Origin of the sequence: Microbacterium profundi (genome assembly GCF_000763375.1) — a bacterium.
In the GTDB taxonomy this organism is placed as follows: domain Bacteria; phylum Actinomycetota; class Actinomycetes; order Actinomycetales; family Microbacteriaceae; genus Microbacterium; species Microbacterium profundi.
The window spans coordinates 220802-244200 of the sequence record NZ_JPSY01000004.1; the positions used below are offsets into that span (position 1 = coordinate 220802).

Below are 23399 nucleotides of genomic sequence, written 5' to 3' on the forward strand. Positions count from 1 at the left end.
GAGAACACACAAGCATGGCGAACAGCACCGTTGAGAAGCTGACCCCGACCCGGGCCAAGCTCACCATCACGGTCACCCCGGACGAACTCAAGCCCAGCGTCGCGCACGCGTATGAGCACATCGCCCAGGACGTCCAGATCCCCGGTTTCCGCAAGGGCAAGGTCCCGGCTCCGATCATCGACCAGCGCATCGGCCGCGGCGCGGTCATCGAGCACGCCGTCAACGAGGGCCTCGACAAGTTCTTCCGCGAGGCTGCGAACGAGCAGAACCTTCGCGTCGTCGGTCGTCCCTCCGCTGACATCACCCAGTGGCCGAACGAGAAGGACTTCTCCGGCGATCTGATCGTCGAGGTCGAGGTCGACGTGCGTCCCGAGATCGAGGTTCCCTCGTTCGACGACATCACCCTGACGGTCGATGCCGTCGAGACCGATGAGGCCGCGCTCGATGCGGAACTCGACACGCTGCGTGCACGCTTCGGCACACTCATCCCCGTCGACCGCCCCGCCGCGAAGGGTGACTTCGTCGAGCTCGACCTGGTCGCTACGATCGACGGCGCCGAGATCGACCGCGCCGAGGGCGTGTCCTACGAGGTCGGCTCCGGTGAGATGCTCGAAGGCATCGACGACGCGATCGAGTCCCTCACCGCAGGCGAGGACACCACCTTCAACTCCAAGCTCGTGGGCGGCGACCACGCCGGCTCCGAGGCTGAGGTCTCCGTCTCCGTCAAGGCTGTCAAGGAGCGCGAGCTTCCCGAGGCCGACGACGACTTCGCTCAGATCGCGAGCGAATTCGACACGATCGCAGAGCTGCGTGCAAGCCTCGCTGAGCGCGTGAGCGAGCAGGCCGTCTTCGGCCAGGGTTCGGCTGCTCGCGACCAGCTCATCGAGACGCTGCTCGAGAAGATCGACATCCCCGTGCCGCCGAAGCTCATCGAAGACGAGGTGCACAACCACCTCGAGGGTGAGAACCGCCTCGAGGACGACGTGCACCGCGCAGAGGTCACCGAGGCGAGCGAGAAGCAGTTCCGCACGCAGGTGCTGCTCGACACGATCGCCGAGCAGGCCGATGTGCAGGTCTCGCAGGAGGAGCTCAGCCAGTACATCATCCAGTCCGCAGCGCAGTACGGCATGGCTCCCCAGGAGTTCGTCGAGGCTCTGCAGTCGTCGAACCAGCTCCCCGCCCTGGCCGGAGAGGTCGCCCGCAACAAGGCTCTCGCCGTCGCACTCGGCAAGGTGAAGGTCGTCGACTCCAACGGCAAAACCGTTGACCTGTCTGGCTTCGTCGCCGTCGACGACGAGGCCGAGTCCGTTGAGACCGAGGCTGCCGCCGAGGAGAAGCCCGCGAAGAAGGCTGCGGCGAAGAAGGCTTCGGCCAAGAAGGACGACGACGCTGAGAAGCCCGCCGCCAAGAAGCCGGCAGCCAAGAAGGCTCCGGCCAAGAAGGCTGCCGACAAGGCCGAGTGATCGCACCCCGATCGTGACGAAAGGACGGATGCTGCGGCATCCGTCCTTTCGCGTATGAGGAGACGACATGAAGAAGTGGGAAAACCGCATCGCTCGATGACCGCCTACGCTCGGGAGATCGGCGAGCGCGACACCTTGATATGCCGACGGCGAACACGGCCTGACCGCCGAGTGTGCGCCGGTAGATTCGAATCACCGAACACGGAAACAGGAGCTGAAATGGCTGAACCCCTAGTCGCGACGAGCGTCTTCGACAGACTGCTGAAGGATCGCATCATCTGGCTTGGATCCGAGGTGCGTGACGAGAACGCCAACGAGATCTGCGCGAAGATCCTTCTTCTTGCTGCAGAAGACTCGGACAAAGACATCTTCCTCTACATCAACTCACCCGGTGGCTCGATCACCGCGGGCATGGCCATCTACGACACGATGCAGTTCGTCCCGAACGACATCGTGACCGTCGGCATCGGCATGGCGGCGTCCATGGGACAGCTGCTGCTGACCGCCGGCACGAAGGGCAAGCGCTACATCACACCGAACGCGCGTGTGCTGCTGCACCAGCCGCACGGCGGCTTCGGCGGAACGTCCAGCGACATCCAGACGCAGGCGCAGCTGATCCTCTCGATGAAGAAGCGTCTCGCGGAGATCACGGCAGGCCAGACCGGCAAGACGGTCGAGCAGATCAACGCCGACGGTGACCGCGACCGCTGGTTCACCGCTGACGAGGCCCTCGAGTACGGCTTCGTCGACCACATCCGCGAATCGGCTGCCGACGTCATCGGTGGCGGCGGAACCGACCAGGACGCCAAGTAACGGATTCGAAAGGCCGCATATGTACACTCCCACTTTCCAATCCGCAGGCAACCTGCCTTCCAGCCGCTACGTGCTTCCGCAGTTCGAGGAGCGCACGGCATACGGCTTCAAGCGTCAGGACCCGTACAACAAGCTCTTCGAAGACCGTGTGATCTTCCTGGGCGTGCAGGTCGACGATGCGTCAGCAGATGACGTGATGGCGCAGCTCCTCGTCCTGGAGAGCCAGGATGCTGAGCGTGACATCACGATGTACATCAACTCGCCCGGTGGCTCGTTCACCGCGATGACGGCGATCTACGACACGATGCAGTATGTCGCGCCGCACATTCAGACCGTGGTACTCGGACAGGCAGCCTCGGCTGCGTCAGTACTGCTGGCTGCTGGTGCACCCGGCAAGCGCCTTGCGCTGCCCAACGCACGCATCCTCATCCACCAGCCCGCGATGGGCGAGGCTGGGCAGGGGCAGGCATCCGACATCGAGATCCAGGCTGCGGAGATCCTCCGCATGCGCACCTGGCTCGAAGAGACCATGGCCAAGCACACCGGCAAGCCGGTCGAGCAGGTCAACCGCGACATCGACCGCGACAACATCCTCTCCGCCGCCGAGGCACTCGAGTACGGCATCGTCGACCAGGTGCTCACCACGCGCAAGCGCATCTCCTCGTAACTCGGTTCCTCAAAGGGCTGCAGTCTTCGGACTGCAGCCCTTTGTCGTGTCCGGATGCGGTGGTTCACCCGTAGAGTGCGCTTCGTTCGGAGAAATGCGCTTGGCTCGGATGAAATCCGAGGTTTCGCTCCGAAGAACGAGCATTTCTCCGAAGCACGTGCACGGCGAGGACGCGATGGCGACAGCGAATGCGCGCCCACAGTTGCGATCTATGCGCATGTGAGCAGCGGCATGCGCGACCGTGTGCTCATGCGTAGACTCGGAAACGGAAGGGAGGATGCCGTGGACGAAGATCTGCTCACCGTGCGAGTCGCAGAGCTCTACTATGACGAGGCGAAGACGCAGGACGAGATCGGCGCCCTCCTCAAGATCTCACGCTGGAAGGTCGGGCGACTGCTCACCCAGGCGCGGGAGAAGGGCATCGTGCGGATCGAGATCGTGCATCCGCGTGCCCGCAAGCTCAATCTCGAACGTGAGATCACCGAGCGTTTCGGTCTCGCTGACGCGGTCGTGGTGCCGATGCCGGATGACGAGAGCACGACTCTCGATCGAGTCGCCCAGGCCGCAGCAGATCATCTGACGGCCCTTCGCCCGGTACCCCGCACCCTCGGCGTCAGCTGGGGCCGCACGCTCACCGCCGTCGCCGAAGCGCTGCCGGAGGGATGGGCGAGCGGCGTGACCGTCGTGCAGCTCAACGGCGGCGTCAGCGTCAATCGACGTTCTGGTGGGGCGGCGAGCCTCGCCATGACGATCGCTCAGCGCGCCGGCGGGCAGGCGACACTTCTGCCCAGCCCCGCGATCCTGGAACGCGTCGAGACGAAGCAGGCGATCGAGGCTGATCGGACTGTCTCGGCCATCTTGGAGCAGGCTGCCGAGGCGCAGGCCTATCTGTACTCTGCCGGCCCGGCCGACGCGTCATCCGCTCACGTCGAGAACGGCTACCTGACGCCCGCAGACGTCGAGGAACTCGCTCGTCGCGGCGCTGTCGGCGATGTGCTGGGACGCTACATCGACGCGGACGGCAACATCGTCGATTCGCAGCTCGATGCACGAACGGTCGGCGTCAGTCTTGAGCGCCTGCGATCGGCGAAGCAGGCGATCTTCGTCACCGCCGGTGCCCTGAAGCATGACATCGCGCGTACAGTCGTGACCAGCGGCCTGTGCAGCGTTCTGGTGACCGACGAGAACACAGCCCGAGCATTGTTGGAGGAACGATGACGACCAAAGAACTCACCCGCCGCACCGCGGTGGATGTGCTGGGCGGAGAGCCCGACGATGCCACGCTGCGTCGCTTCCTGCACGGACTCCCGGGAGTGGATGCGACCGGACTGGAGCAGCGCGCTTCAGGCCTCGGCACGCGTTCGATCAAGACGACGTCCAAGGCGTGGGCGATCGATAAGATCATCTCGCTGATCGACCTCACCACTCTCGAGGGCGCTGACACTCCCGGCAAGGTGCGTTCGCTCGTCGCCAAGGCGAAGACGCCGGATGCCGGTGACCAGACGACTCCGCTCGTCGCGGCCGTCTGCGTCTACGGCGACATGGTCGGATACGCCGTCGATGCGCTCGGCGCGCTGCATGGCGACCCTGACGACGGGAAGATCTCCGTCGCTGCAGTGGCGACGGCGTTCCCCAGCGGCCGCTCATCGCTCGCGATCAAGCTCGCGGACACCGCCGAGGCTGTCGCGGCCGGCGCCGACGAGATCGACATGGTGATCGACCGCGGAGCGTTCCTCTCGGGACGCTACGGGCTCGTGTTCGACCAGATCGCCGCTGTGAAGGAAGCGTGCCGCCGCGAGGACGGCAGCCATGCCTCACTCAAGGTCATCCTCGAGACCGGCGAGCTCAACACCTACGACAACATCAAGCGTGCGTCATGGCTCGGCATCCTCGCGGGCGGCGACTTCATCAAGACGTCCACCGGCAAGGTGCAGCCCGCGGCGACGCTGCCCACCACGCTGCTCATGCTCGAGACCGTGCGCGACTGGTACCGGGCGACCGGCGAGAAGATCGGCGTGAAGCCCGCCGGCGGCATCCGCACATCCAAGGACGCCATCAAGTACATCGTCACAGTCGCCGAGACCGCGGGGGAGGAGTGGCTCCAGCCGCACCTGTTCCGCTTCGGTGCGTCGAGCCTGCTCAACGACGTGCTGCTGCAGCGTCAGAAGATGACCACCGGCCACTACTCCGGCCCCGACTACGTCACGATCGACTGAGGATGCTTCGACCACTGAGCCTGTCGAAGTGTCAGCAACCAGTTGGACGCCGCTTCGCGGTGAAAGGATAAGGATAGATATGTCATTCCTGGAATATGCCCCGGCGCCCGAATCCAAGGCGATCCTGAACCTGCGTGACAGCTACGGCCTGTTCATCGACGGCGAGTTCGTCGACGGCTCCGGCAAGAGCTTCACGACGATCTCCCCGGCCGACGAATCGCACATCGCCGAGATCGCCGGCGCGTCCGACGAGGACATCGACCGTGCGGTCACCGCAGCGCGCCGTGCGTACGACAAGGTCTGGTCGAAGATGAGCGGCCGCGACCGCGGGAAGTACCTCTTCCGCATCGCACGTCTCGTGCAGGAGCGCGCCCGCGAGCTCGCCGTGGCCGAGAGCCTCGACAACGGCAAGCCCATCAAGGAGAGCCGCGACGTCGACGTGCCGCTCGTCGCATCCTGGTTCTTCTACTACGCCGGCTGGGCCGACAAGCTCGATCACGCCGGCCTCGGCGCGAACCCGCGTGCGCTCGGTGTGGCGGGTCAGATCATCCCCTGGAACTTCCCGCTGCTCATGCTGGCGTGGAAGATCGCACCGGCCCTCGCGGCCGGGAACACCGTGGTCCTCAAGCCCGCCGAGACGACGCCACTGACCGCGCTCATCTTCGCCGAGATCCTGCAGCAGGCCGACCTTCCCGCCGGCGTCGTCAACATCGTCACCGGTGCAGGCTCGACCGGTGCGACGCTCGTGCGTCACCCTGACGTCGACAAGGTCGCCTTCACAGGTTCGACCGGCGTCGGACGCGACATCGCGCGCGCGGTGGCAGGCACAGGCAAGAAGGTCACGCTCGAACTCGGCGGCAAGGCGGCGAACATCGTGTTCGACGACGCGCCCATCGATCAGGCCGTCGAGGGCATCGTCAACGGCATCTTCTTCAACCAGGGCCATGTGTGCTGCGCAGGCAGCCGTCTGCTCGTGCAGGAATCGATCCACGAGGAGGTCATCGACCGATTGAAGACGCGACTGTCGACCCTCCGTCTCGGCGACCCGCTCGACAAGAACACCGACATCGGCGCCATCAACTCCGCCGCCCAGCTGGCACGCATCCGCGAGCTCAGCGACATCGGCGAGGCGGAAGGCGCGGAACGCTGGACGGCGGACTGCGCCATCCCCGACAAGGGATTCTGGTTCGCTCCGACGATCTTCACGGGTGTCGAAGCGTCCCACCGCATCGCCCGCGACGAGGTCTTCGGACCGGTGCTGTCGGTGCTGACGTTCCGCACGCCCGCCGAGGCCATCGCCAAGGCCAACAACACGCCGTACGGCCTTTCGGCCGGCATCTGGACCGACAAGGGATCGCGCATCCTCGCCGTCGCCGACCAGCTGCGCGCCGGTGTCGTGTGGGCGAACACCTTCAACAGGTTCGACCCCGCCAGCCCGTTCGGCGGGTACAAGGAATCCGGATACGGCCGCGAGGGCGGCCGACATGGTCTCACCGCATACCTGAAGGGGGCTTCGGCATGAGCAAGCGACTGACTGTTCCGAAGACTTACAAGCTCGCCATCGGCGGAAAGTTCCCGCGCAGCGAGTCGGGACGCACCTACGAGGTGCTCTCGGCGAAGGGCGCGTTCCTGGCGAACGCATCCAAGGGCTCCCGCAAGGATGCTCGGGATGCCGTGGTCGCCGCTCGTGCAGCCGTGAAGGGGTGGTCGGGGGCGACGGCGTACAACCGCGGTCAGGTGCTCTACCGGGTCGCCGAGGTTCTCGAGGGGCGTCGTGCCCAGTTCGTCGACGAGATCGTCGCCCAGGAGGGCGTCTCTGCCACCGTTGCCGGTGCGCAGGTCGATGAGGCCGTGGATCTGTGGGTCTGGTACGCGGGTTGGTGCGACAAGTACGCGCAGGTCGCAGGAAACGCGAACCCGGTCTCCGGCCCGTACTTCAACATCTCGGTGCCGGAGCCGACCGGTGTCGTGGCGATCATCGCGCCGCAGAACTCCGCGTTGTTGGGCCTTGTCTCCGTGATCGCTCCCGCATTGGTTGCCGGCAACACCGTCGTCGTGATCGCGAGCGAACAGCATCCGCTCTCGTCGATCAGCTTCGCCGAGGTGCTCGCGACGAGCGATGTGCCAGGGGGAGTCGTGAACGTGCTCACCGGTTCTCCGGCGGAGATCGCGCCGTGGCTGGCCTCGCACGCGGACGTCAACGCACTCGATCTTGCCGGTGCAGACGCGCTCGAATGGGTCGACCTGCAGATCGCCGCGGCCGACACGCTCAAGCGCGTGCTCACTCCCGGTGAGGTGACGGCTTCGCCGGAGCGGATCGCGGCCTTCACCGAGACGAAGACGGTGTGGCACCCGAAGAGCATGATCTAGTACGAGTCATTTTTTGCGTCTTTCCGCCGACGGAGAGCTCGGCTTTCGTTGCGTCCACGCACGTCAGCAGATTGCGTCTAGACCTTGTGGGGTCTACACTTGGTCATGTGGGATGTCGAGCTCGGGCTGATCGAGGAGTGGCTGGAGTCTCTCGATGAGGACTCATATGAGCAGGTGATGGCCGCGATTGAGTTGCCGACCTGGTTCGTCGGGAAAATCTGAGCTGCGGGTGCTGTTCGCCTTCGACCCCAAGAGGCGAGGGATGCTACTGGTGGCGGGTGACAAGGCCGGCAACTGGAAGAGCTGGTACAAGAAAAACATCCCGGTGGCGGACGAGCTGTTCGACGCTCACATTCGCCAACTGAAGAAGACCAAAGGAAAGTGATTGCGATGGCTCTGACACGTGAGCAGATGTTGGCGAAACGCGGCGTCAACCGTGAGCGTGTCGACGCCCACAAGGAGCGGATGCTCAGCGAGGTCCGGGCATATCAACTACGCGAGTTGCGCGAGGCGCTTGGGCTGACGCAGGAGGACCTCGCCGAGCGTATCGGCGTCGGCCAACGTCAGGTCTCGAAGATAGAGCGCGGCGACCTCGACAACGCGAAGGTCGGGACTGTTCGAAAGTACCTAGAGGCTGTCGGTGGTCAACTCGTCGTCGAGTACGTCTCGGGCGACCAGCGCCTTCAGGTGACATAAAGGATTGGCCCGCCGGACCACTCGCTCTCGTGGCTCGCTTGCGGCGAATGTCTATCCGTCGGCTAACCGAGCACGATATGCGGCTTAGAGCATGATCTGAGCCGGACCGCGCCAATGCGGCCCAGTGTCTGAGGGAGAGGTTAGGCTCGAAGGAGTTTCTCAGTCTCCCCAAGGAGGACGCGCATGGCCCGAATCGGTGAAAGCGCTGACCTGTTCAAGTGCTCATTCTGCGGAAAGAGCCAGAAGCAGGTGCAGCAGCTGATCGCTGGCCCCGGTGTGTACATCTGCGACGAATGCGTCGAGCTGTGCAACGAGATCATCGAAGAGCGCATGGCGGAATCGTCCGCCGACGGCGTCGCCGATTTCGATCTGCCCAAGCCTCGTGAGATCTTCTCGTTCCTCGAGGAGTACGTGGTCGGTCAGGAGCCGGCGAAGCGGTCCCTGGCCGTCGCGGTGTACAACCACTACAAGCGCGTCCGCGCGCACGGCACGCTGCAGCTCGCAGAGCAGAAGGCCGACGAGGTCGAGATCGCCAAGAGCAACATCCTGCTCATCGGTCCGACCGGCTGCGGCAAGACGTACCTCGCACAGACGCTGGCGAAGCGATTGAACGTGCCCTTCGCTGTGGCCGATGCTACGGCGCTCACCGAGGCCGGCTACGTCGGTGAAGATGTCGAGAACATTCTCCTCAAACTCATCCAGGCTGCCGACTACGACGTGAAGCGCGCCGAGCAGGGCATCATCTACATCGACGAGATCGACAAGATCGCCCGCAAGGCCGAGAATCCTTCGATCACGCGCGATGTGTCGGGCGAAGGCGTGCAGCAGGCGCTGCTGAAGATCATCGAAGGCACGGTCGCTTCGGTGCCGCCGCAGGGCGGACGCAAGCATCCGCACCAGGAGTTTCTGCAGATCGACACGACCAACGTGTTGTTCATCGTCGCGGGTGCCTTCGCGGGCCTGGAAGACATCGTCTCGTCGCGTGTCGGCAAGCACGGTGTCGGCTTCGGCGCACCGCTGCACGACAAGACGAAGGACCTCGACCTGTTCAGTGAGGTGCTCCCGGAAGACCTGCACAAGTTCGGTCTCATCCCGGAGTTCATCGGGCGACTGCCGATCGTGGCGTCGGTGTCGCCGCTCGATCAGAGCGCGTTGTTCGAGATCCTCACCGGACCTCGCAATGCCTTGGTCAAGCAGTACCAGCGCATGTTCGAGATCGACGGCGTGGAACTCGAGTTCGAGGAAGACGCGCTCCGGTCGATCGCCGACCTTGCGGTGGAGCGAAAGACGGGTGCGCGAGGGCTCCGTGCGATTCTCGAAGATGTGCTCGGACCGATCATGTTCGAGATTCCGTCGGCCGAAGACGTGAAGAAGGTCGTGGTCACGCGTGCCGCCGTCGATGACGGTGCACCGCCGACCATCGTGATGGAGCGCAAGCGCAAGAGCGCGTGAGTGCTGCGGGGCGCAGCCCCGAGCCGTGGAAGACGACATCCAGCCGGATGATCGTCGCAGACCGTTGGATCCGTCTGCGTGCAGACGAATGCGTGGATGCTGCGGGGCGCACGATCTCGCCGTTCTACGTGCTCGAGCCGAGCGAATGGATCTCGCTGCTCGCAGTCGATGTCGACGGCAACGCGATCGTCGTGGAGGAGTACCGCCACGGTGCGGGGATCATCGCGCTGGGCACGATCGGCGGTGCTGTCGAAACCGGCGAGGAGCCGCAAGATGCTGCGACGAGGGAACTCCTCGAGGAGACCGGGTATGCCGCTGCGGAGGTCATTGATCTCGGCGCGACCTGGGCGAACTTCGGCAATCACACGAACCGCGTCCACCACTTCCTCGCGGTCGGTTGCACGCGCGTGGCAGGTCAATCGCTCGACGAAGGTGAGCTGATCACCGTTCGCGTCCTTCCGATGGCCGGGCTGGGGGAGCGCCTGCCGCAGAGCTATCACCAGCTGACCTGGTACAAGGCATTGCCGCACCTCTGACGTCGATGTCCGAGGGGCGTTCTATGGTGAGCGCATGCGAAGCTTTCGAGTCTCCGTTCCCGACGACGTCATCGCCGATCTGCGAGAGCGACTCTCACGTTCACGGTTGCTGCCCGACTCGCCGCGCCGCCCCGAGACGGGCATGAATGCGGCATACCTTCGTGACCTGGTCGATTCGTGGCGCGCGTTCGACTGGCGAGCGCGCGCGGAGTGGCCGGGATTCGCGTTCTCGGCCGCATACGACGGCACCATGACAGAGACCGTCATGGCCCGGTTGATGCATTCGCTGATGACCGAAGAGCTCGGCTATGAGCGGTATCTCACGTACGGCGAAGACATCTCTGCGAACGTGAGCGATCTGATCGCGGCGACGTACCCCGATCACGTGCACGGCATCCTCGCCACGCATGCCCACTTCGGCACCGACGAGGAGCGTGCCGGCGTGGAAGACCCGGCGGCTCGCGCGTTCTTCGATCGGCTCTCGGCGAGCGGCGGGCCGGACGGTGCGTACGGCCATATCCAGGGAACCCGTCCCGACACTCTCGCCGCTGGGTTGAACGACTCTCCGGCCGGATTGCTGGCGTGGCTTGTGGAGAAGCTTGTGGAGAAGCTCGTGGAGAAGCTCGTGGAGTGGAGGGATACGCCGACGGGACAGCCCGAGATGCTCGAGCGAAGAATCTCTCGTGACCGCATCCTCACCGAGGCGATGATCTATTGGTCGACGCAGAGCATCGCCACGTCGTTCCGGCGCTACTTCGACTCCGAAGATGACGAGCGGATACCGCCCGTCGAGGTGCCGGCCGCGGTGGCGATCCAGCGGCATGAACACGACTACCCCGAGAGCGTCGCACGGAGCTTCTACCGCGACCTGCGCTCGTTCGATCGGATGCCGGAGGGCGGACATTTCGCCGTTGCAGAGGTGCCGCAGGCCATCGCCACGCGCATGCGCGACTTCGCGCGTGAACTCGGGCTGCTGTCCGCATGACCAACGAAGCGCTCCGGCTCTCACCCACCGAGACCGCGGCGCTTCAGCAGCGGGGTGATCTCGGCGTCGCGGCCGCGGAAGTCGCGGTAGGCCTCCAGTGGATCCTTCGAGCCGCCGACGCCCAGCAGCCGTGCCCGGAATCGGTCGCCGTTCTCGCGCGTCAGGCCGCCGTTCTCGCGGAACCACTCCACAGTGTCGGCGTCGAGCACCTCACTCCAGATGTACGAGTAGTACCCGGCACTGTAGCCGCCCGAGAACACGTGCGCGAAGTACGTGGACGAGTACCGCGTCGGCACCGCGGGGTTGTCGAGACCGATCTCCGCGAGAGCCGCGGCCTCGAAGGCGGCGACATCGGTCACGGCATCCGAAGCTTCCACCCGATGCCAGGCCTGATCCAGCCACGCGGCCGCGAGATACTCGCTCGTGTCGTGCCCCTGATTGAAGGACTCGGTCGCGCGCAGACGCTCGACCACGCCTGCATCCAGAGCCTCGCCCGTCTCATGGTGACGGGCATAGTTGTCGAGCACATCGGCCCAGAGGATCCACATCTCGTTGACCTGGCTGGGGAACTCGACGAAGTCGCGGAACACGTTGGTGCCGGCGAAATGCGGGTAGTCGACTGTGGCGAACAGTCCGTGCAGCGCGTGCCCGAACTCATGGAACAACGTCGTGACCTCGTCCAGTGTCAGCAGCGTCGGCTGGCCATCACCCGGCTGCGCCACGTTGAGGTTGTTCACGACGACCGGTGCTGTGCCGCGTAGTGCGGACTGGCTGACGATCGGGTTCATCCACGCACCGCCCCGCTTGGAGTCGCGCGTGTACAGGTCGAGCACGTACAGGCCGAGCGCACCGCCACCGGCGTTGTGCACCTCGAAGACACGGGCGCCGGGGTGGTAGGCGGCCAGATCGGCGCGCTCGGTGAACGTCACGCCGTACAGTTGCGTTGCCGCGTAGAAGACGCCGTCCTGCAGCACGCGCTCCGCTTCGAACCAGGGGCGAAGCGCAGCCGTGTCGATGGCGTACTTCGCGGTGCGCACCTTCTCGGTGTAGAACGCCCAGTCGTGTGCTTCCAGCGCGAACGGCTCCTTCTCGGTCTCGTCGATGATCGCCTGGAGCGCCTCCTGTTCTGCACGGGCGTTGGATGCTGCCGCCGGAGCGAGCCGGTGAAGTAGATCGGACACGGCCTCCGGCGTGCCGGCGGTCTCGTCGGCTGTCACGTATGCGGCGTGCGACGGGTAGCCGAGCAGCGCGGCGCGCTCCGCACGCAGGGTGACGATCTGCGTCAGCACGGCGCGGTTGTCCTTCGCGTTGCCGCGCATCCCACGGGAGCGGGACGCCTTCATGATCAGACGACGGCTCTCGCGGTTCGTCAGCGAAGCGAGATACGGATGCCCTGTGAACAGGGGCAGCGAGATGAGAAAGCCCTCGTGACCGCGTTCGCTCGCCGCCCGTGCGGACGCCGAGAGCTCGCCGTCGGTGAGTCCGTCCAGCTCTTCGGCGTTCTCGAACAGCACGGCGAGCTCATTGGTGTCGGCGAGCAGATTCTTCTCGAACGTCGTGGTCAGAGTCGACAGCTGTTGGTTGAGCGCGGTGAGCCGCGATTTCGCATCGTCGTCGAGGGCGGCTCCGGCATGCGTCATCTCACGGAAGTGCCGCTGAACCAGGTACCGACTCTCGTCGTCGAGCTCCAGGTTGTCGAGCTGCTCGTGCAGGGTCTTGACTCTCCAGTACAACTGCGCGTCGAGGCGTATGGCGTCCTCGTGCGCGGCCATCAACGGAGCGAGTTCCTCGTCGATCGCCTGGATCTCATCCGTGGCATCGGCCGAGCTCACCGTGTAGAAGGCGTGCGCGACGTGATCCAGGGCAGCGCCGGACCGCTCGAGCGGCACCATCGTGTTGTCGAACGTCGGCATCGCCCGCACCATCGTGATGCGCCGGATCTCGGCGAGATGCTCGTCGAACGCCGCGCGGAAAGCCGGCAGGTAGTGCTCGGGCCGGATCGCGGCGTAGTCGGGGAGCGCGTAGGGGAGAGCGGATGGCGTCAGGAGCGGGTTCGCGGCATCGGTCATCTCACGAGCCTATGGCCAACGCAAAAAGTAGCCGCCACACAGGCTATTCCGGTATCGCGGGGCGCATCCACGATCGAGCGCGCGTCAATACGCCTTGCTACGGACCACCTGCTCGCACAGTTGGGTGCACGGCGGTGCTGGGCGACTTCGACTCGCTGCGCTCGCTCAGTCCGTTTCGTCTCGCTTCGCTCGCTCAACGACCCGCGGGGTGCTTGCTCGGTCCGTTTCGTCTCGCTGCGCTCGCTCAACGACCCGCGGGGTGCTTGCTCAGTCCGTTTCGTCTCGCTGTGCTTGCTCGGTCCGTTTCGTCTCGGGGTGCTCGCTCAACGACCCGCGGGGAGTATCCGCGGGAGCAGAACCAGCGCGGGACGTTGAGCGGAGGCAGGCTCAGTCCTGGAAGGGGCGGGCGATGACCTCACCGGATGCTGCGAGAAGCACTTCCCATCCGGCATCCAGCTCGGCGATCGGCCGGCCCTCCAGCCACGTGAGGGTCCACATGCCGGTGATGCCCTGCGCCTCGACCTCGGCGATGGCGGGCCGCAGCGCGGCGGGAACGGATGCCGGGACAGCCGAACCCGTCGCCCAACGCGTGCCGAGCTGCATCAGCTCGCCTCCACGGGAGCCAGCTCGATCTCGGTGACGGCGAGCTCGTCGCCGACCGCGAACTCCAGCACGGCGATGCGGCCGACCGCACGAAGATCGTCGGCAGCGGCACGCACGGCCTCGAGCGTCTCGGCAGGAGCGACGATCACTGCGCGCGACACCGGCGTCTTCTGCGAGGCCTTCGCCTCGGTCTTGGCCCGGCGGATGCCGATCAGTGCCGCACTCGCGGCAGACAGCACGTCAGGGTCGCCTTCGGCGTCCAGCGGCTCCGGCCAGGATGCGGTGTGGATCGAGCCCTCTTCGAACCAGCTCCACGACTCCTCGGTGGCGAACGACACCACCGGAGCGAGCAGACGGAGCAGTGTCGACAGCGCCATCCGCAGCGCGAGCGCCGCCGAAGGCTGGCCGACGTCGGTCTGGTCGTATGCGCGTTCCTTGACGAGCTCGAGGTAGTCGTCGCAGAACGCCCAGAAGAACGACTCGGTGATCTCCAGCGCGCGAGCGTGGTCGAACGCGTCGAATGCCTTGGTCGTCTCGCGGACGACCTCGTCGAGGGCCGCGAGCATCGAGGCATCCAGAGCATTCGTGATCTCGGCTCCGGAAGGCACCGGGAACGACAGCACGAACTTCGCGGCGTTGAGCACCTTGATCGCCAGGCGGCGGCCGATCTTCATCTGCGTCGGGTTCTGCGGGTCGAACGCGGCGTCCACTCCGAGGCGGCTGGAAGCCGCCCAGTAGCGCACAGCATCCGAACCGTGCTTCTCGAGGATGTCGGCGGGCGTCACGACGTTGCCCTTCGACTTCGACATCTTCTTGCGATCGGGGTCGACGATGAAACCGGAGATCGACGCGTGCTTCCACGGCGAACGGCCGTCTTCGAGCGTCGAGCGGAGCATGGTCGAGAACAGCCAGGTGCGGATGATGTCCTGTGCCTGGGGACGCACGTCGAACGGGGCGACGAGGTTCCACAGCTCCTCATCGCGCTGCCAGCCGCCGGCCAGCTGCGGGGTCAGCGACGAGGTGGCCCAGGTGTCGAGGATGTCGGTCTCGGCCTCGAAGCCGCCTGCGACGCCACGCTGGTCCTCGGTGTAACCGGTGGGGAGATCGCTGGTCGGATCGATCGGCAGCTGCTCTGGCGACGCCATCAGCACGCGGTCATAGTCGCGATCGCCGTTCTCATCCAGGCCGTACCAGACCGGCAGCGGCACGCCGAAGAAGCGCTGACGCGAGACGAGCCAGTCGCCGGTCAGACCGCCGACCCAGTTCTCGTAGCGCACGCGCATGAAGTCGGGGTGCCACTGCAGCTGCTTGCCGTGCGCGATGAGCTGATCGCGCAGCGCCTCGTCGCGGGCGCCGTTGCGGACATACCACTGGCGCGTCGAGACGATCTCGAGCGGGCGGTCGCCCTTCTCGAAGAACTTCACTGCGTGGTTGAAGGGCGCCGACACCTCGAGCAGCTCGCCCGACTCCTCGAGCAGCTCGACGACGCGCTTCTTGGCGCTGAAGACGGTCTTGCCTGCGAGTTCCGCGTAGGCAGCGGTGCCGGCATCCGAGGCGATCGCCTCAGGGGCATCTGCGATCACGCGGCCGTCGAGACCCAGGATCGTGCGGATCGGCAGGTCGAGCTCACGCCACCAGATCATGTCGGTGACATCGCCGAACGTGCACACCATCGCGATGCCGGAGCCCTTGTCCTGCTGGGCGAGGTGGTGCGCCAGCACTGGTACCTCGACGTCGAACAGCGGCGTGCGCACGGTCTGGCCGAAGTAGGGCTGGTAGCGCTCATCGTCGGGGTGCGCCACGAGAGCCACACAGGCCGCGAGCAATTCGGGCCGCGTGGTCTCGATGTGGATGTCGCCGGAGCCGTCGGTCTTGTGGAACGCGATGCGATGGTACGAGGCCTGCTGGTCGCGATCCTCGAGCTCGGCCTGCGCGATCGCCGAGCGGAAGTCGACGTCCCACAGCGTCGGCGCGAGAGCCTGGTACGCCTCGCCGCGCTCGTGGTTGCGGATGAACCCGAGCTGGCTCTGCCGGATCGTCTCGTCGGAGATCGTGCGGTAGGTCTGAGTCCAGTCGACGCTGAGACCCATCTGGCGGAAGACGTCTTCGAACTGCTTCTCGTCCTCGACGGTGAGGCGTTCGCACAGCTCGATGAAGTTGCGCCGGCTGATGGGCTGCTGGTCGGCGGCCTTCAGGCTCTTCGCATTGCCCTCGAACGGAGGAACGAAGTCGGCGTCGTAGGGGAGTGTCGGGTCGACGCGCACGCCGTAGAAGTTCTGCACGCGGCGTTCGGTCGGCAGGCCGTTGTCGTCCCAGCCGATCGGGTAGAAGACGCTCTTGCCGCGCATGCGCTCATAGCGCGCCTTGACGTCAGTGTGCGTGTACGAGAACACGTGACCGATGTGCAGAGATCCGGATGCCGTCGGCGGGGGCGTGTCGATCGAGTAGACGCCCTCACGGCCGAGCTCGGCGGCGCGGACGCGGTCGAACAGGTAGGTGCCCTGCTCGGACCAGACACCATCCCACTTCGCTTCGAGACCTTCGAGGACGGGCTTGTCGGGGATCTGGTTCTGGGCGGGTGCCGACATGGAGGTCTCCTTGCGCGATGTATGCGGCACTGTGTGAGCGTGCCTGAGTGTGGGTTGTGACAACCAGTCTACCGAAGGCGGTCGAGGTCGGACGTCGACGTAGATCGACCCAGTCCAACAAACCCCCGCTAGAATCGAGAGACCCCCCTTCACTCTTCCTGAGGATTCGCATGCCCACTCCGCTCGTGCGCCGCATTCTGCCCATCACCGCGATCGCGACTGCCGCTGCTCTGGCGCTCAGCGCCTGCGCCGGCCCCGGAGGGTCATCAGACGGCGATGGCGGTGGAGAAGTGGTCTGGGCCATCGAAGGCGCGAACCTCTCGGCCGGTCACATGGATCCGCAGACCAGCCAGCTCGACGTGTCGAGCATGGTTCAGCGCGTCGTCCTCGACTCGCTGGTGTTCCAGGAATCGGATGGATCGTTCTCGCCGTGGTTGGCCACCGACTGGACGGTGTCTGACGACAGCACGACGTACACGTTCGATCTGCGCGATGACGTCACCTTCCACGACGGCGAGTCGTTCGATGCAGGAGCGGTGAAGGCGAACTTCGACCGCATCGCAGACCCGGAGACGGCATCCGCCCAGGCCGCCAGCATGCTCGGCGGCGACTTCTACGCCGGCACAGAGGTGATCGACGAGTACACGGTCGAGGTCAGCTTCAGCCAGCCGTACGCGCCGTTCCTGCAGGCGGCCAGCACTCCGCTGCTCGGCTTCTACTCACCGGCCGTGCTGGAGAGCTCGGCCGATCAGCTCAAGGCCGGCGGACCCGACGTCACGGTGGGCACCGGCCCGTTCGAGCTCACCGAGTACACGCCCGACCAGGAGATCGTCTACACCCGCAACCCCGACTATGCATGGGGCCCCGATGGCGCAGAAGCTGCGCAGTTCGAGACGCTGAGGGTCGAGATCCTGCCGGAGGCCTCGGTGCGCGCGGGTGTGGTGGAGAGTGGAGAGGCCGACCTCGCCAGCAACATCCCGCCGAACCTCGCGGTAGAGCTGCCCGACACGCTCACGGTCGACGCCAACGAGTACCCCGGTCTTCCGTACTCGCTGTACCTGAACGAGAAGTACGGCGTCTTCGCCGATGAGAGGGTGCGACAGGCGTTCGCCAGCGGCGTCGACGTCGACGCCGCGGTCGAGGAGATCTTCTTCGGCCAGTTCCCGCGCGCCTGGAGCATCCTCGGCTCGACGACCCCGGGATACGACGCCTCGCTCGAGGGTGGCCGGCCGTTCGATCAGGATGCGGCGAACAGCCTGCTGGATGAGGCCGGATGGACCGAACGCGACACCGACGGCATCCGCATGAAGGACGGCAAGCGGCTCTCGGTGCGTTGGATCGCCTACACGCCGGTGTCCGACGACAACGCGGCTCTGGCCAATGCCATCCAGTCCGATCTCGCCGACATCGGGTTCGAGGTCGTGCGCGAGGTGCTTGAACCGGGCGCCTACAACGAACAGTACGGTCCCAAGACCTTCGACCTCACCGACTGGGGCTTCTCGGGCGTCGACGGCGATCTGCTGCGCAGCCACCTGCACACCGACGGTTTCCAGAACGCCTCGCAGGTCACCGATCCGGAGATCGATGCACTGCTCGAAGAGGGCATCGCGACCAGCGACGTCGACGCGCGGGCCACGATCTACCAGCAGCTGCAGCAGTGGAATGCTGAGTACACTGCGATCGTGCCGCTCTACAGCCCGTCGCTCATCACTGCGGTGAACGACACCGTCTCGGGTCTCGAGTACGACCTGTACGGCCGGCCGCTGTTCTATGAGGTCACGGTCCGCTGATCCGGTCGTGAAGCCTGTTCTCATCCGGATTGCGGGGCTCGCAGCATCCGTCGTCATCGTCCTGTGGGGCGCGGCGACGCTCGCGTTCCTCGCATTCAGGGTGATCCCCGGCGATCCGGTCTCGGTGATGCTCGGGCCGCAGGCCCAGGTGAGCGAAGCGGTCAAGGACGGCATCCGGGCTGATCTGGGGCTGGACCGCCCGCCGCTGGAGCAGTACTTCTCGTACCTCTGGCAGTTGCTGCAGGGGAACCTGGGGGAGTCGTATCAGCTGCGGCTGCCGGTGACCGAGGTGATCGGGCGGCAGCTCGGCGCCACCGTGCAGTTGACGTCGCTCGCTCTCGTGATCGCGGTGGTGCTCGCGCTCGCCGTGGCGCTGTTCGCCCGCGGGCGGGTGTCGCGTGGGATCGTCGCAGGCGTCGAACTGGTCGTGCTGTCTTCGCCGGTGTTCTGGATCGGCATCCTGCTGCTCAGCGTGTTCGCGTTCGGCCTTGGTTGGTTCCCGGTTTCCGGTACCCGCAACCCCGCCACGATCGTCCTGCCGGCGATCACCCTGGCGCTGCCGGTCGCAGCGCTGCTCGGCCAGGTGCTGCGCGACGGCATCGAAGCGGCAGAGCGCCAGCCGTGGGCGACCACCGTTCGGGCGCGCGGCGCTGGGCAGGTGCGGCTCACCGCGCATCACACGCTGCGCCATGGTGCCGCTGGTGCTCTCACCCTCGCCGCCTATCTGGTCGGGTCGCTGCTCGGCGGCGCTGTGCTCGTGGAGACGGTGTTCGCCAGGCCAGGACTCGGACGCGTGACGCTGTCGGCGATCACCGACCGTGACCTCCCGGTGATCACCGGGGTCATCCTGTTCAGCGCCCTGGTGTTCGTGGTCGTGAATCTCATCGTCGAATTGCTATACCCAGTGCTTGACCCTCGGCTGCGCCGCATCGACGTCCGGCGCGTGCGGGAGGTAGGTGCGTGAGTGCGTCTGCTCGTCCGGATATCGCGCGGCGCATGGGCGTCTCGCGGCCGGCGAATGCGTCGCGGCGGGTGCTTCTGTGGGCGGCGCTGGCCGTGCTTGCCGTCGTGGCGGTCATGGCCGTGTTTCCGTCGCTGATAGCGACTCACGACCCGCTGCGCACTGATGTGCGAGCGGCGCTCGAGGCGCCCAGCCCGGCGCATCTGTTCGGCACGGATCAGAGCGGACGCGACGTCTTCTCCCGCGTCGTGTACGGTGCGGGTCGCTCGGTGGGCATCGGGCTGCTCGCCACAGGACTCGCGCTCGTTATCGGGCTCGTCGTCGGCGCGCTCTCGGGTGTCGCCCCGCGCGCGGTGGATGCCACGGCGATGCGCATCACGGACGTGCTGCTCGCCTTCCCGGAGTTCCTCGTCGCGCTCGTGGTCGTCGCGATCCTCGGACCCGGACCGACGAACGTCGCGATCGCCGTCACGATCGCCGCGGTACCCGTGTACGTACGACTCGCGCGGGTGCAGACTCGATCTCTCGCGCTCGCTGAGCATGTGGAGGCCGCTCGCATACTCGGGGTGCCCCGGATGCGGGCGTTCGTCCGTCACGTGGTTCCCGGTGTGCTCGGCTCGCTCAGCGTGCTCGCGACGATCGGGATCGGCTCCAGCATCCTCGCGGCAGCCGGCCTCAGCTTCCTCGGACTCGGACCGATCGAACCATCGCCCGAGTGGGGTCTCATGCTCTCCGGCGGGCGCAACGTGCTCGGTACTGCCTGGTGGATCGCCGTGTTCCCCGGGGTGGCGATCACGCTGACCGTGGTGTCCGCGACCATCGTCGGCCGTGGTCTGCGGGCTCGCGCAGAGGGGAGAGGGTGATGAGTGCGCTCGCCGTGCAGAACCTTTCGGTGGCCATGCGGGGGACGATGCTCGTCGACGGCGTCTCGTTCGAGGTCGCCTCGGGGGAGTGCCTGGCCATCGTCGGGGAGTCCGGTGCAGGGAAGACGCTCACGGCATCCGCTCTTCTCGGGCTGACGCCGGATGCCGCACGTGTCACCGCGGATGTGCTGAGCGTCGACGGCGTCGACGCCCGGGGCTTCTCGGAGACCGATTGGCGTGAGCTGCGGGGTGACAAGGTCGGCTTGGTCTCGCAGGATGCCCTGGTGTCGCTCGACCCGCTGCGGCGCGTCGGCGCCGAGGTGGCCGAGCCTCTTGCGATCCACACGCGGCTCTCCCGAAGCGAGCGACGCGATCGTGTGATCGAGCTGCTCGAGGCGGTGTCGATGACGGATGCCGCGCGCCGCGCGGGCCAATACCCGCACGAGCTCTCCGGCGGGCTCCGGCAACGTGCCCTGATCGCCTCGGCGCTCGCCGGTCAGCCCGCCGTACTCGTCGCGGATGAACCGACCACGGCGCTCGATGCCACTGTGCAGGCGAGGGTGCTCGCTCTGCTGCGTTCGATCGCGGATGCCGGCACCGCCGTGGTGTTCATCAGCCACGACATCGCGGCGGTACGCAGGGTCGCGGACCGGGTGATGGTGATGAGGGCGGGCAGGGTCATCGAACAGGGAGCGGTCGCCGACGTCTTCGCAGCGCCGCAGGAGGAGTACACCCGTGCATTGATCGCGGCCACGACGCATGAGCCGCGTTCTGATCGGTTCGGACTCGGGGATGCCGTGCTCACCGCCGTCGAGGTGTCCAAGACGTTCTCTGGGGTTCCCGCCGTCGATGACGCGTCGTTCACCCTGCTGCAGGGACAGACACTGGGGATCGTGGGGGAGTCCGGTTCGGGCAAGACGACGCTCGCGCGGATGATCGTGGGTGTGGAGCGACCGGACTCGGGGGAGCTGCGTTGGAGCGGTGGCACGCACCGGGTGCAGCTCGTGCATCAGAATCCGCTCGGTGCGTTCGATCCGCGTTGGACGATCGGGCGGTCGCTGCGCGAGGCGCTCGAGGCGGGTGGCGTGCCACGCTCGGTGCGGGCTGCGCGCGTGGCGGCGCTGATGGCGGAGGTGGGTCTCGAACCGGCGCTGGCTCGACGCCGCCCCGCCGAGCTGTCGGGCGGTCAGCGGCAGCGCGCGGCGATCGCTCGGGCGCTCGCCGCAGACCCCGACGTGCTGGTGCTCGACGAGCCGGTCTCGGCGCTTGACCCGTCAGTACGCGAGAAGGTGCTGCAGCTGCTCGGGCGCCTGCAGCACGATCGCGAGCTGACCATGATCTTCATCTCGCACGACCTCGATGTCGTCGCCGCGGTGTCAGACGACGTGCTGGTGATGCAGGACGGAGTGGTCGTGGAACAGGGCCCTGTCGCCGCGGTGTTCGCTGCTCCGCAGCATCCGTTCACTCAGGAGCTGCTCGCGGCATCAGCCGGCGGAGTCTGAACACCCCGGCCCACCTCTGTCAGCATTCTCCCAGCTTTGCTACGGTGGGTCGTCACGTGGGGACAGAGCTGTCGCTGCGAGAGAGGAAGAAACTCCCATGAGTCCCGTCCTGTTGATGTTCATAGGCTTGGCGCTGTTCGTCTTCGGCTACCTCGTCTATTCCAAGTACCTGGCCAAACGGATCTACAAGCTCGACCCGGCTTTCAAAACCCCGGCGCACGAGCTGAACGACGGCGTCGACTACGTCCCGACCAACAAGTTCATCCTGTGGGGCCACCACTTCACCTCGGTCGCGGGAGCCGCGCCGATCGTCGGTCCCGCGATCGCCGTGATCTGGGGCTGGTTGCCCGCCTTCCTGTGGGTCACGCTCGGCACTGTGTTCTTCGCCGGAATGCACGACTTCGGTGCGCTGTGGGCATCCACCCGCAACAAGGGCCGCTCGATCGGCGCGCTGTCGGCCCGCTACATCGGCAAGCGCGGAGCGAACCTGTTCCTCGTCGTGATCTTCCTGCTGCTGCTCATGGTGATCGCCGCGTTCGCCGTGGTCATCAAGGACCTCCTGATCAGCACCCCGAGCGCCGTCATCCCCACGTGGGGCGCGATCGTCGTAGCCCTGCTCGTCGGCGTCGCGGTCTACCGGCTGCGCTGGCCGCTCGTGCCAGTGACGATCGTCGGGGTCGCGGCGCTCTACGCGTTGATCGTGCTGGGTGACCAGGTGCCCGTCGCTCTGCCGGACGACTTCCTCGGCATGGGGCCGGCGACCTTCTGGATCCTCGCGCTGTTCATCTACGGCGCGATCGCCTCGCTGCTGCCGGTGTGGGTGCTGTTGCAGCCGCGGGACTATATCAACGGCGTGCAGCTGTTCGTCGGTCTCGGCCTGCTGTACGGTGCTGTGCTCATCGCCACGCTGTTCGCGGCGGACAAGCCGGAGATCGTCGCGCCGATGATAAACATGTCCGTGCCGGAGGGCACGCCGAGCATGATCCCGCTCCTGTTCGTCACGATCGCCTGCGGTGCCATCTCAGGGTTCCACGGAATGGTCTCGTCCGGCACGAGTTCGAAGCAGCTCGACAAGGAACCGGACGCGCGGTTCGTCGGCTACTTCGGCGCGGTCGGCGAGGGGCTGCTCTCGCTCGGCACGATCCTCGCAGTGATCGGCGGATTCCGCACCGTCGCCGAGTGGGAAGAGGTCTACAGCTCGTTCGGCGCCGGCGGTGTGGGTGCGTTCGTCCAGGGCGGCGGAATGCTGATGGAGAACGGCCTGGGGCTTCCTGCCTCCCTCAGTGCCACCGTGCTCGCGACCATGGCCGTGCTGTTCGCCGCGACGACGATGGACACCGGCATGCGATTGCTGCGGTTCGTCGTGCAGGAGATCGGCGACGCGATGCATATCAAGATCAAGAAGTTCCCTGCGACGCTCGTCGTCGTGGTCGTCGGGCTCGGCCTGACGTTCTCGCAGGGGTTCGCGGGAGATGGCGGCCTGCGGATCTGGCCGCTGTTCGGTACGACGAACCAGCTGATGGCGGCCCTCACCCTTTCGATACTCGCGGTGATGCTGATCCGGAAGCGTCGCAATGCTCTGCCCGCGCTGCTGCCGCTGATCTTCGTGTTCGTCATGTCGTTCTGGGCGGCGATCGAGCAACTCGCGTCGTTCGCGGATCCGGCCGAGCCGGACTGGCTGCTGTTCGTTCTCGACGTGATCATCATCGTGGCGAGCATCTGGGTGGCGGTGGAGGCCTTCATCGCCATGCGCAAGGCGGCCGCCGACCCGCCGGAACCGGAGGATCAGGATGCCAGCATCCAGGCGGTGCGCGAGGAGGTCTGA

The 23399-nt window shown here is 66.0% G+C and carries 20 protein-coding genes; 17 read left to right on the top strand and 3 right to left on the bottom strand.

Going from position 1 to position 23399, the window contains the following annotated elements; all coding sequences use genetic code 11:
* Positions 1–14 precede the first annotated feature (14 nt).
* The 12 genes from tig (at position 15) to JF52_RS0115830 (ending at position 11198) form a co-directional block, all read left to right on the top strand.
* Complete coding sequence (gene tig / locus JF52_RS0115775; protein ID WP_033107539.1) at positions 15–1463, top strand: trigger factor; 1449 nt, start codon at positions 15–17, stop codon at positions 1461–1463.
* 219 nt (positions 1464–1682) lie between these two features.
* Entirely contained in the window at positions 1683–2276 is a 594-nt protein-coding gene (locus JF52_RS0115780; protein WP_033107540.1) for an ATP-dependent Clp protease proteolytic subunit, read from the top strand.
* Positions 2277–2295: 19 nt separating this feature from the next.
* On the top strand, positions 2296–2943 hold the full coding sequence (locus JF52_RS0115785) for an ATP-dependent Clp protease proteolytic subunit (protein ID WP_033107541.1): 648 nt from the start codon (positions 2296–2298) through the stop codon (positions 2941–2943).
* A gap of 282 nt (positions 2944–3225) precedes the next feature.
* The gene (locus tag JF52_RS0115790; RefSeq protein WP_033107623.1) at positions 3226–4161 is read left to right on the top strand and encodes a sugar-binding transcriptional regulator; all 936 of its coding nucleotides are present in this window, start codon (positions 3226–3228) and stop codon (positions 4159–4161) included.
* Complete coding sequence (gene deoC / locus JF52_RS0115795; protein ID WP_033107542.1) at positions 4158–5159, top strand: deoxyribose-phosphate aldolase; 1002 nt, start codon at positions 4158–4160, stop codon at positions 5157–5159. Before JF52_RS0115790 ends, deoC begins: the two co-directional genes overlap by 4 nt.
* Before the next feature lie 79 nt (positions 5160–5238).
* Positions 5239–6681 carry an aldehyde dehydrogenase family protein gene (locus tag JF52_RS0115800; protein WP_033107543.1) on the top strand — a complete coding sequence of 481 codons (1443 nt, stop codon included), beginning with the start codon at positions 5239–5241 and terminating at the stop codon, positions 6679–6681.
* Positions 6678–7529, top strand: coding sequence for an aldehyde dehydrogenase family protein (locus tag JF52_RS0115805; protein WP_033107544.1), 852 nt, complete (start codon positions 6678–6680; stop codon positions 7527–7529). The genes JF52_RS0115800 and JF52_RS0115805 overlap by 4 nt, the downstream gene beginning before the upstream one ends.
* A 229-nt stretch (positions 7530–7758) precedes the next feature.
* On the top strand, positions 7759–7914 hold the full coding sequence (locus JF52_RS17690) for a type II toxin-antitoxin system RelE/ParE family toxin (protein ID WP_200881043.1): 156 nt from the start codon (positions 7759–7761) through the stop codon (positions 7912–7914).
* A 5-nt stretch (positions 7915–7919) separates the two neighbouring features.
* Positions 7920–8225 carry a helix-turn-helix domain-containing protein gene (locus JF52_RS0115815; protein WP_033107624.1) on the top strand — a complete coding sequence of 102 codons (306 nt, stop codon included), beginning with the start codon at positions 7920–7922 and terminating at the stop codon, positions 8223–8225.
* 183 nt (positions 8226–8408) lie between these two features.
* Positions 8409–9677, top strand: coding sequence for an ATP-dependent Clp protease ATP-binding subunit ClpX (gene clpX / locus JF52_RS0115820; RefSeq protein WP_033107545.1), 1269 nt, complete (start codon positions 8409–8411; stop codon positions 9675–9677).
* Complete coding sequence (locus tag JF52_RS0115825) at positions 9674–10213, top strand: NUDIX hydrolase (RefSeq protein ID WP_152594922.1); 540 nt, start codon at positions 9674–9676, stop codon at positions 10211–10213. Before clpX ends, JF52_RS0115825 begins: the two co-directional genes overlap by 4 nt.
* 34 nt (positions 10214–10247) lie before the next feature.
* Positions 10248–11198, top strand: a complete 951-nt coding sequence (locus JF52_RS0115830; protein ID WP_033107546.1) for an epoxide hydrolase N-terminal domain-containing protein — start codon at positions 10248–10250, stop codon at positions 11196–11198.
* A gap of 20 nt (positions 11199–11218) precedes the next feature.
* Here the strand turns inward: JF52_RS0115830 and JF52_RS0115835 are convergent, their stop codons facing one another.
* The 3 genes from JF52_RS0115835 to valS all read right to left on the bottom strand — a co-directional run bounded on the left by JF52_RS0115835 (position 11219) and on the right by valS (position 16458).
* Positions 11219–13267, bottom strand: a complete 2049-nt coding sequence (locus JF52_RS0115835; RefSeq protein WP_033107547.1) for a M3 family metallopeptidase — start codon at positions 13265–13267, stop codon at positions 11219–11221.
* Between the two features lie 387 nt (positions 13268–13654).
* On the bottom strand, positions 13655–13870 hold the full coding sequence (locus JF52_RS0115840; protein ID WP_033107548.1) for a hypothetical protein: 216 nt from the start codon (positions 13868–13870) through the stop codon (positions 13655–13657).
* The gene (gene valS, locus JF52_RS0115845; protein ID WP_033107549.1) at positions 13870–16458 is read right to left on the bottom strand and encodes a valine--tRNA ligase; all 2589 of its coding nucleotides are present in this window, start codon (positions 16456–16458) and stop codon (positions 13870–13872) included. Before valS ends, JF52_RS0115840 begins: the two co-directional genes overlap by 1 nt.
* Positions 16459–16628: 170 nt before the next feature.
* On the opposite strand from valS, the gene JF52_RS0115850 reads away from it, so the two are divergent.
* From JF52_RS0115850 to JF52_RS0115870, 5 genes are all read left to right on the top strand, one after another.
* Complete coding sequence (locus JF52_RS0115850) at positions 16629–18248, top strand: ABC transporter substrate-binding protein (protein ID WP_033107550.1); 1620 nt, start codon at positions 16629–16631, stop codon at positions 18246–18248.
* A 7-nt stretch (positions 18249–18255) separates the two neighbouring features.
* Entirely contained in the window at positions 18256–19212 is a 957-nt protein-coding gene (locus JF52_RS0115855; protein ID WP_033107626.1) for an ABC transporter permease, read from the top strand.
* Positions 19209–20072, top strand: coding sequence for an ABC transporter permease (locus JF52_RS0115860; RefSeq protein ID WP_234001483.1), 864 nt, complete (start codon positions 19209–19211; stop codon positions 20070–20072). Before JF52_RS0115855 ends, JF52_RS0115860 begins: the two co-directional genes overlap by 4 nt.
* On the top strand, positions 20072–21574 hold the full coding sequence (locus JF52_RS0115865; protein ID WP_033107552.1) for a dipeptide ABC transporter ATP-binding protein: 1503 nt from the start codon (positions 20072–20074) through the stop codon (positions 21572–21574). The genes JF52_RS0115860 and JF52_RS0115865 overlap by 1 nt, the downstream gene beginning before the upstream one ends.
* A gap of 97 nt (positions 21575–21671) precedes the next feature.
* Complete coding sequence (locus JF52_RS0115870; RefSeq protein ID WP_033107553.1) at positions 21672–23399, top strand: carbon starvation CstA family protein; 1728 nt, start codon at positions 21672–21674, stop codon at positions 23397–23399.

What these genes read in the sequence shown, in the direction of transcription:
- tig (WP_033107539.1), top strand. Translation starts at nt 15, where the DNA reads ATGGCGAACAGCACCGTTGAGAAGCTGACCCCGACCCGGGCCAAGCTC.
- JF52_RS0115835 (WP_033107547.1), bottom strand. Translation starts at nt 13,267, where the DNA reads ATGACCGATGCCGCGAACCCGCTCCTGACGCCATCCGCTCTCCCCTAC.
- JF52_RS0115785 (WP_033107541.1), top strand. Translation starts at nt 2,296, where the DNA reads ATGTACACTCCCACTTTCCAATCCGCAGGCAACCTGCCTTCCAGCCGC.
- JF52_RS0115780 (WP_033107540.1), top strand. Translation starts at nt 1,683, where the DNA reads ATGGCTGAACCCCTAGTCGCGACGAGCGTCTTCGACAGACTGCTGAAG.
- valS (WP_033107549.1), bottom strand. Translation starts at nt 16,458, where the DNA reads ATGTCGGCACCCGCCCAGAACCAGATCCCCGACAAGCCCGTCCTCGAA.
- clpX (WP_033107545.1), top strand. Translation starts at nt 8,409, where the DNA reads ATGGCCCGAATCGGTGAAAGCGCTGACCTGTTCAAGTGCTCATTCTGC.
- JF52_RS0115830 (WP_033107546.1), top strand. Translation starts at nt 10,248, where the DNA reads ATGCGAAGCTTTCGAGTCTCCGTTCCCGACGACGTCATCGCCGATCTG.
- JF52_RS0115840 (WP_033107548.1), bottom strand. Translation starts at nt 13,870, where the DNA reads ATGCAGCTCGGCACGCGTTGGGCGACGGGTTCGGCTGTCCCGGCATCC.
- deoC (WP_033107542.1), top strand. Translation starts at nt 4,158, where the DNA reads ATGACGACCAAAGAACTCACCCGCCGCACCGCGGTGGATGTGCTGGGC.
- JF52_RS0115805 (WP_033107544.1), top strand. Translation starts at nt 6,678, where the DNA reads ATGAGCAAGCGACTGACTGTTCCGAAGACTTACAAGCTCGCCATCGGC.
- JF52_RS0115815 (WP_033107624.1), top strand. Translation starts at nt 7,920, where the DNA reads ATGGCTCTGACACGTGAGCAGATGTTGGCGAAACGCGGCGTCAACCGT.
- JF52_RS0115800 (WP_033107543.1), top strand. Translation starts at nt 5,239, where the DNA reads ATGTCATTCCTGGAATATGCCCCGGCGCCCGAATCCAAGGCGATCCTG.
- JF52_RS0115870 (WP_033107553.1), top strand. Translation starts at nt 21,672, where the DNA reads ATGAGTCCCGTCCTGTTGATGTTCATAGGCTTGGCGCTGTTCGTCTTC.
- JF52_RS0115865 (WP_033107552.1), top strand. Translation starts at nt 20,072, where the DNA reads ATGAGTGCGCTCGCCGTGCAGAACCTTTCGGTGGCCATGCGGGGGACG.
- JF52_RS0115850 (WP_033107550.1), top strand. Translation starts at nt 16,629, where the DNA reads ATGCCCACTCCGCTCGTGCGCCGCATTCTGCCCATCACCGCGATCGCG.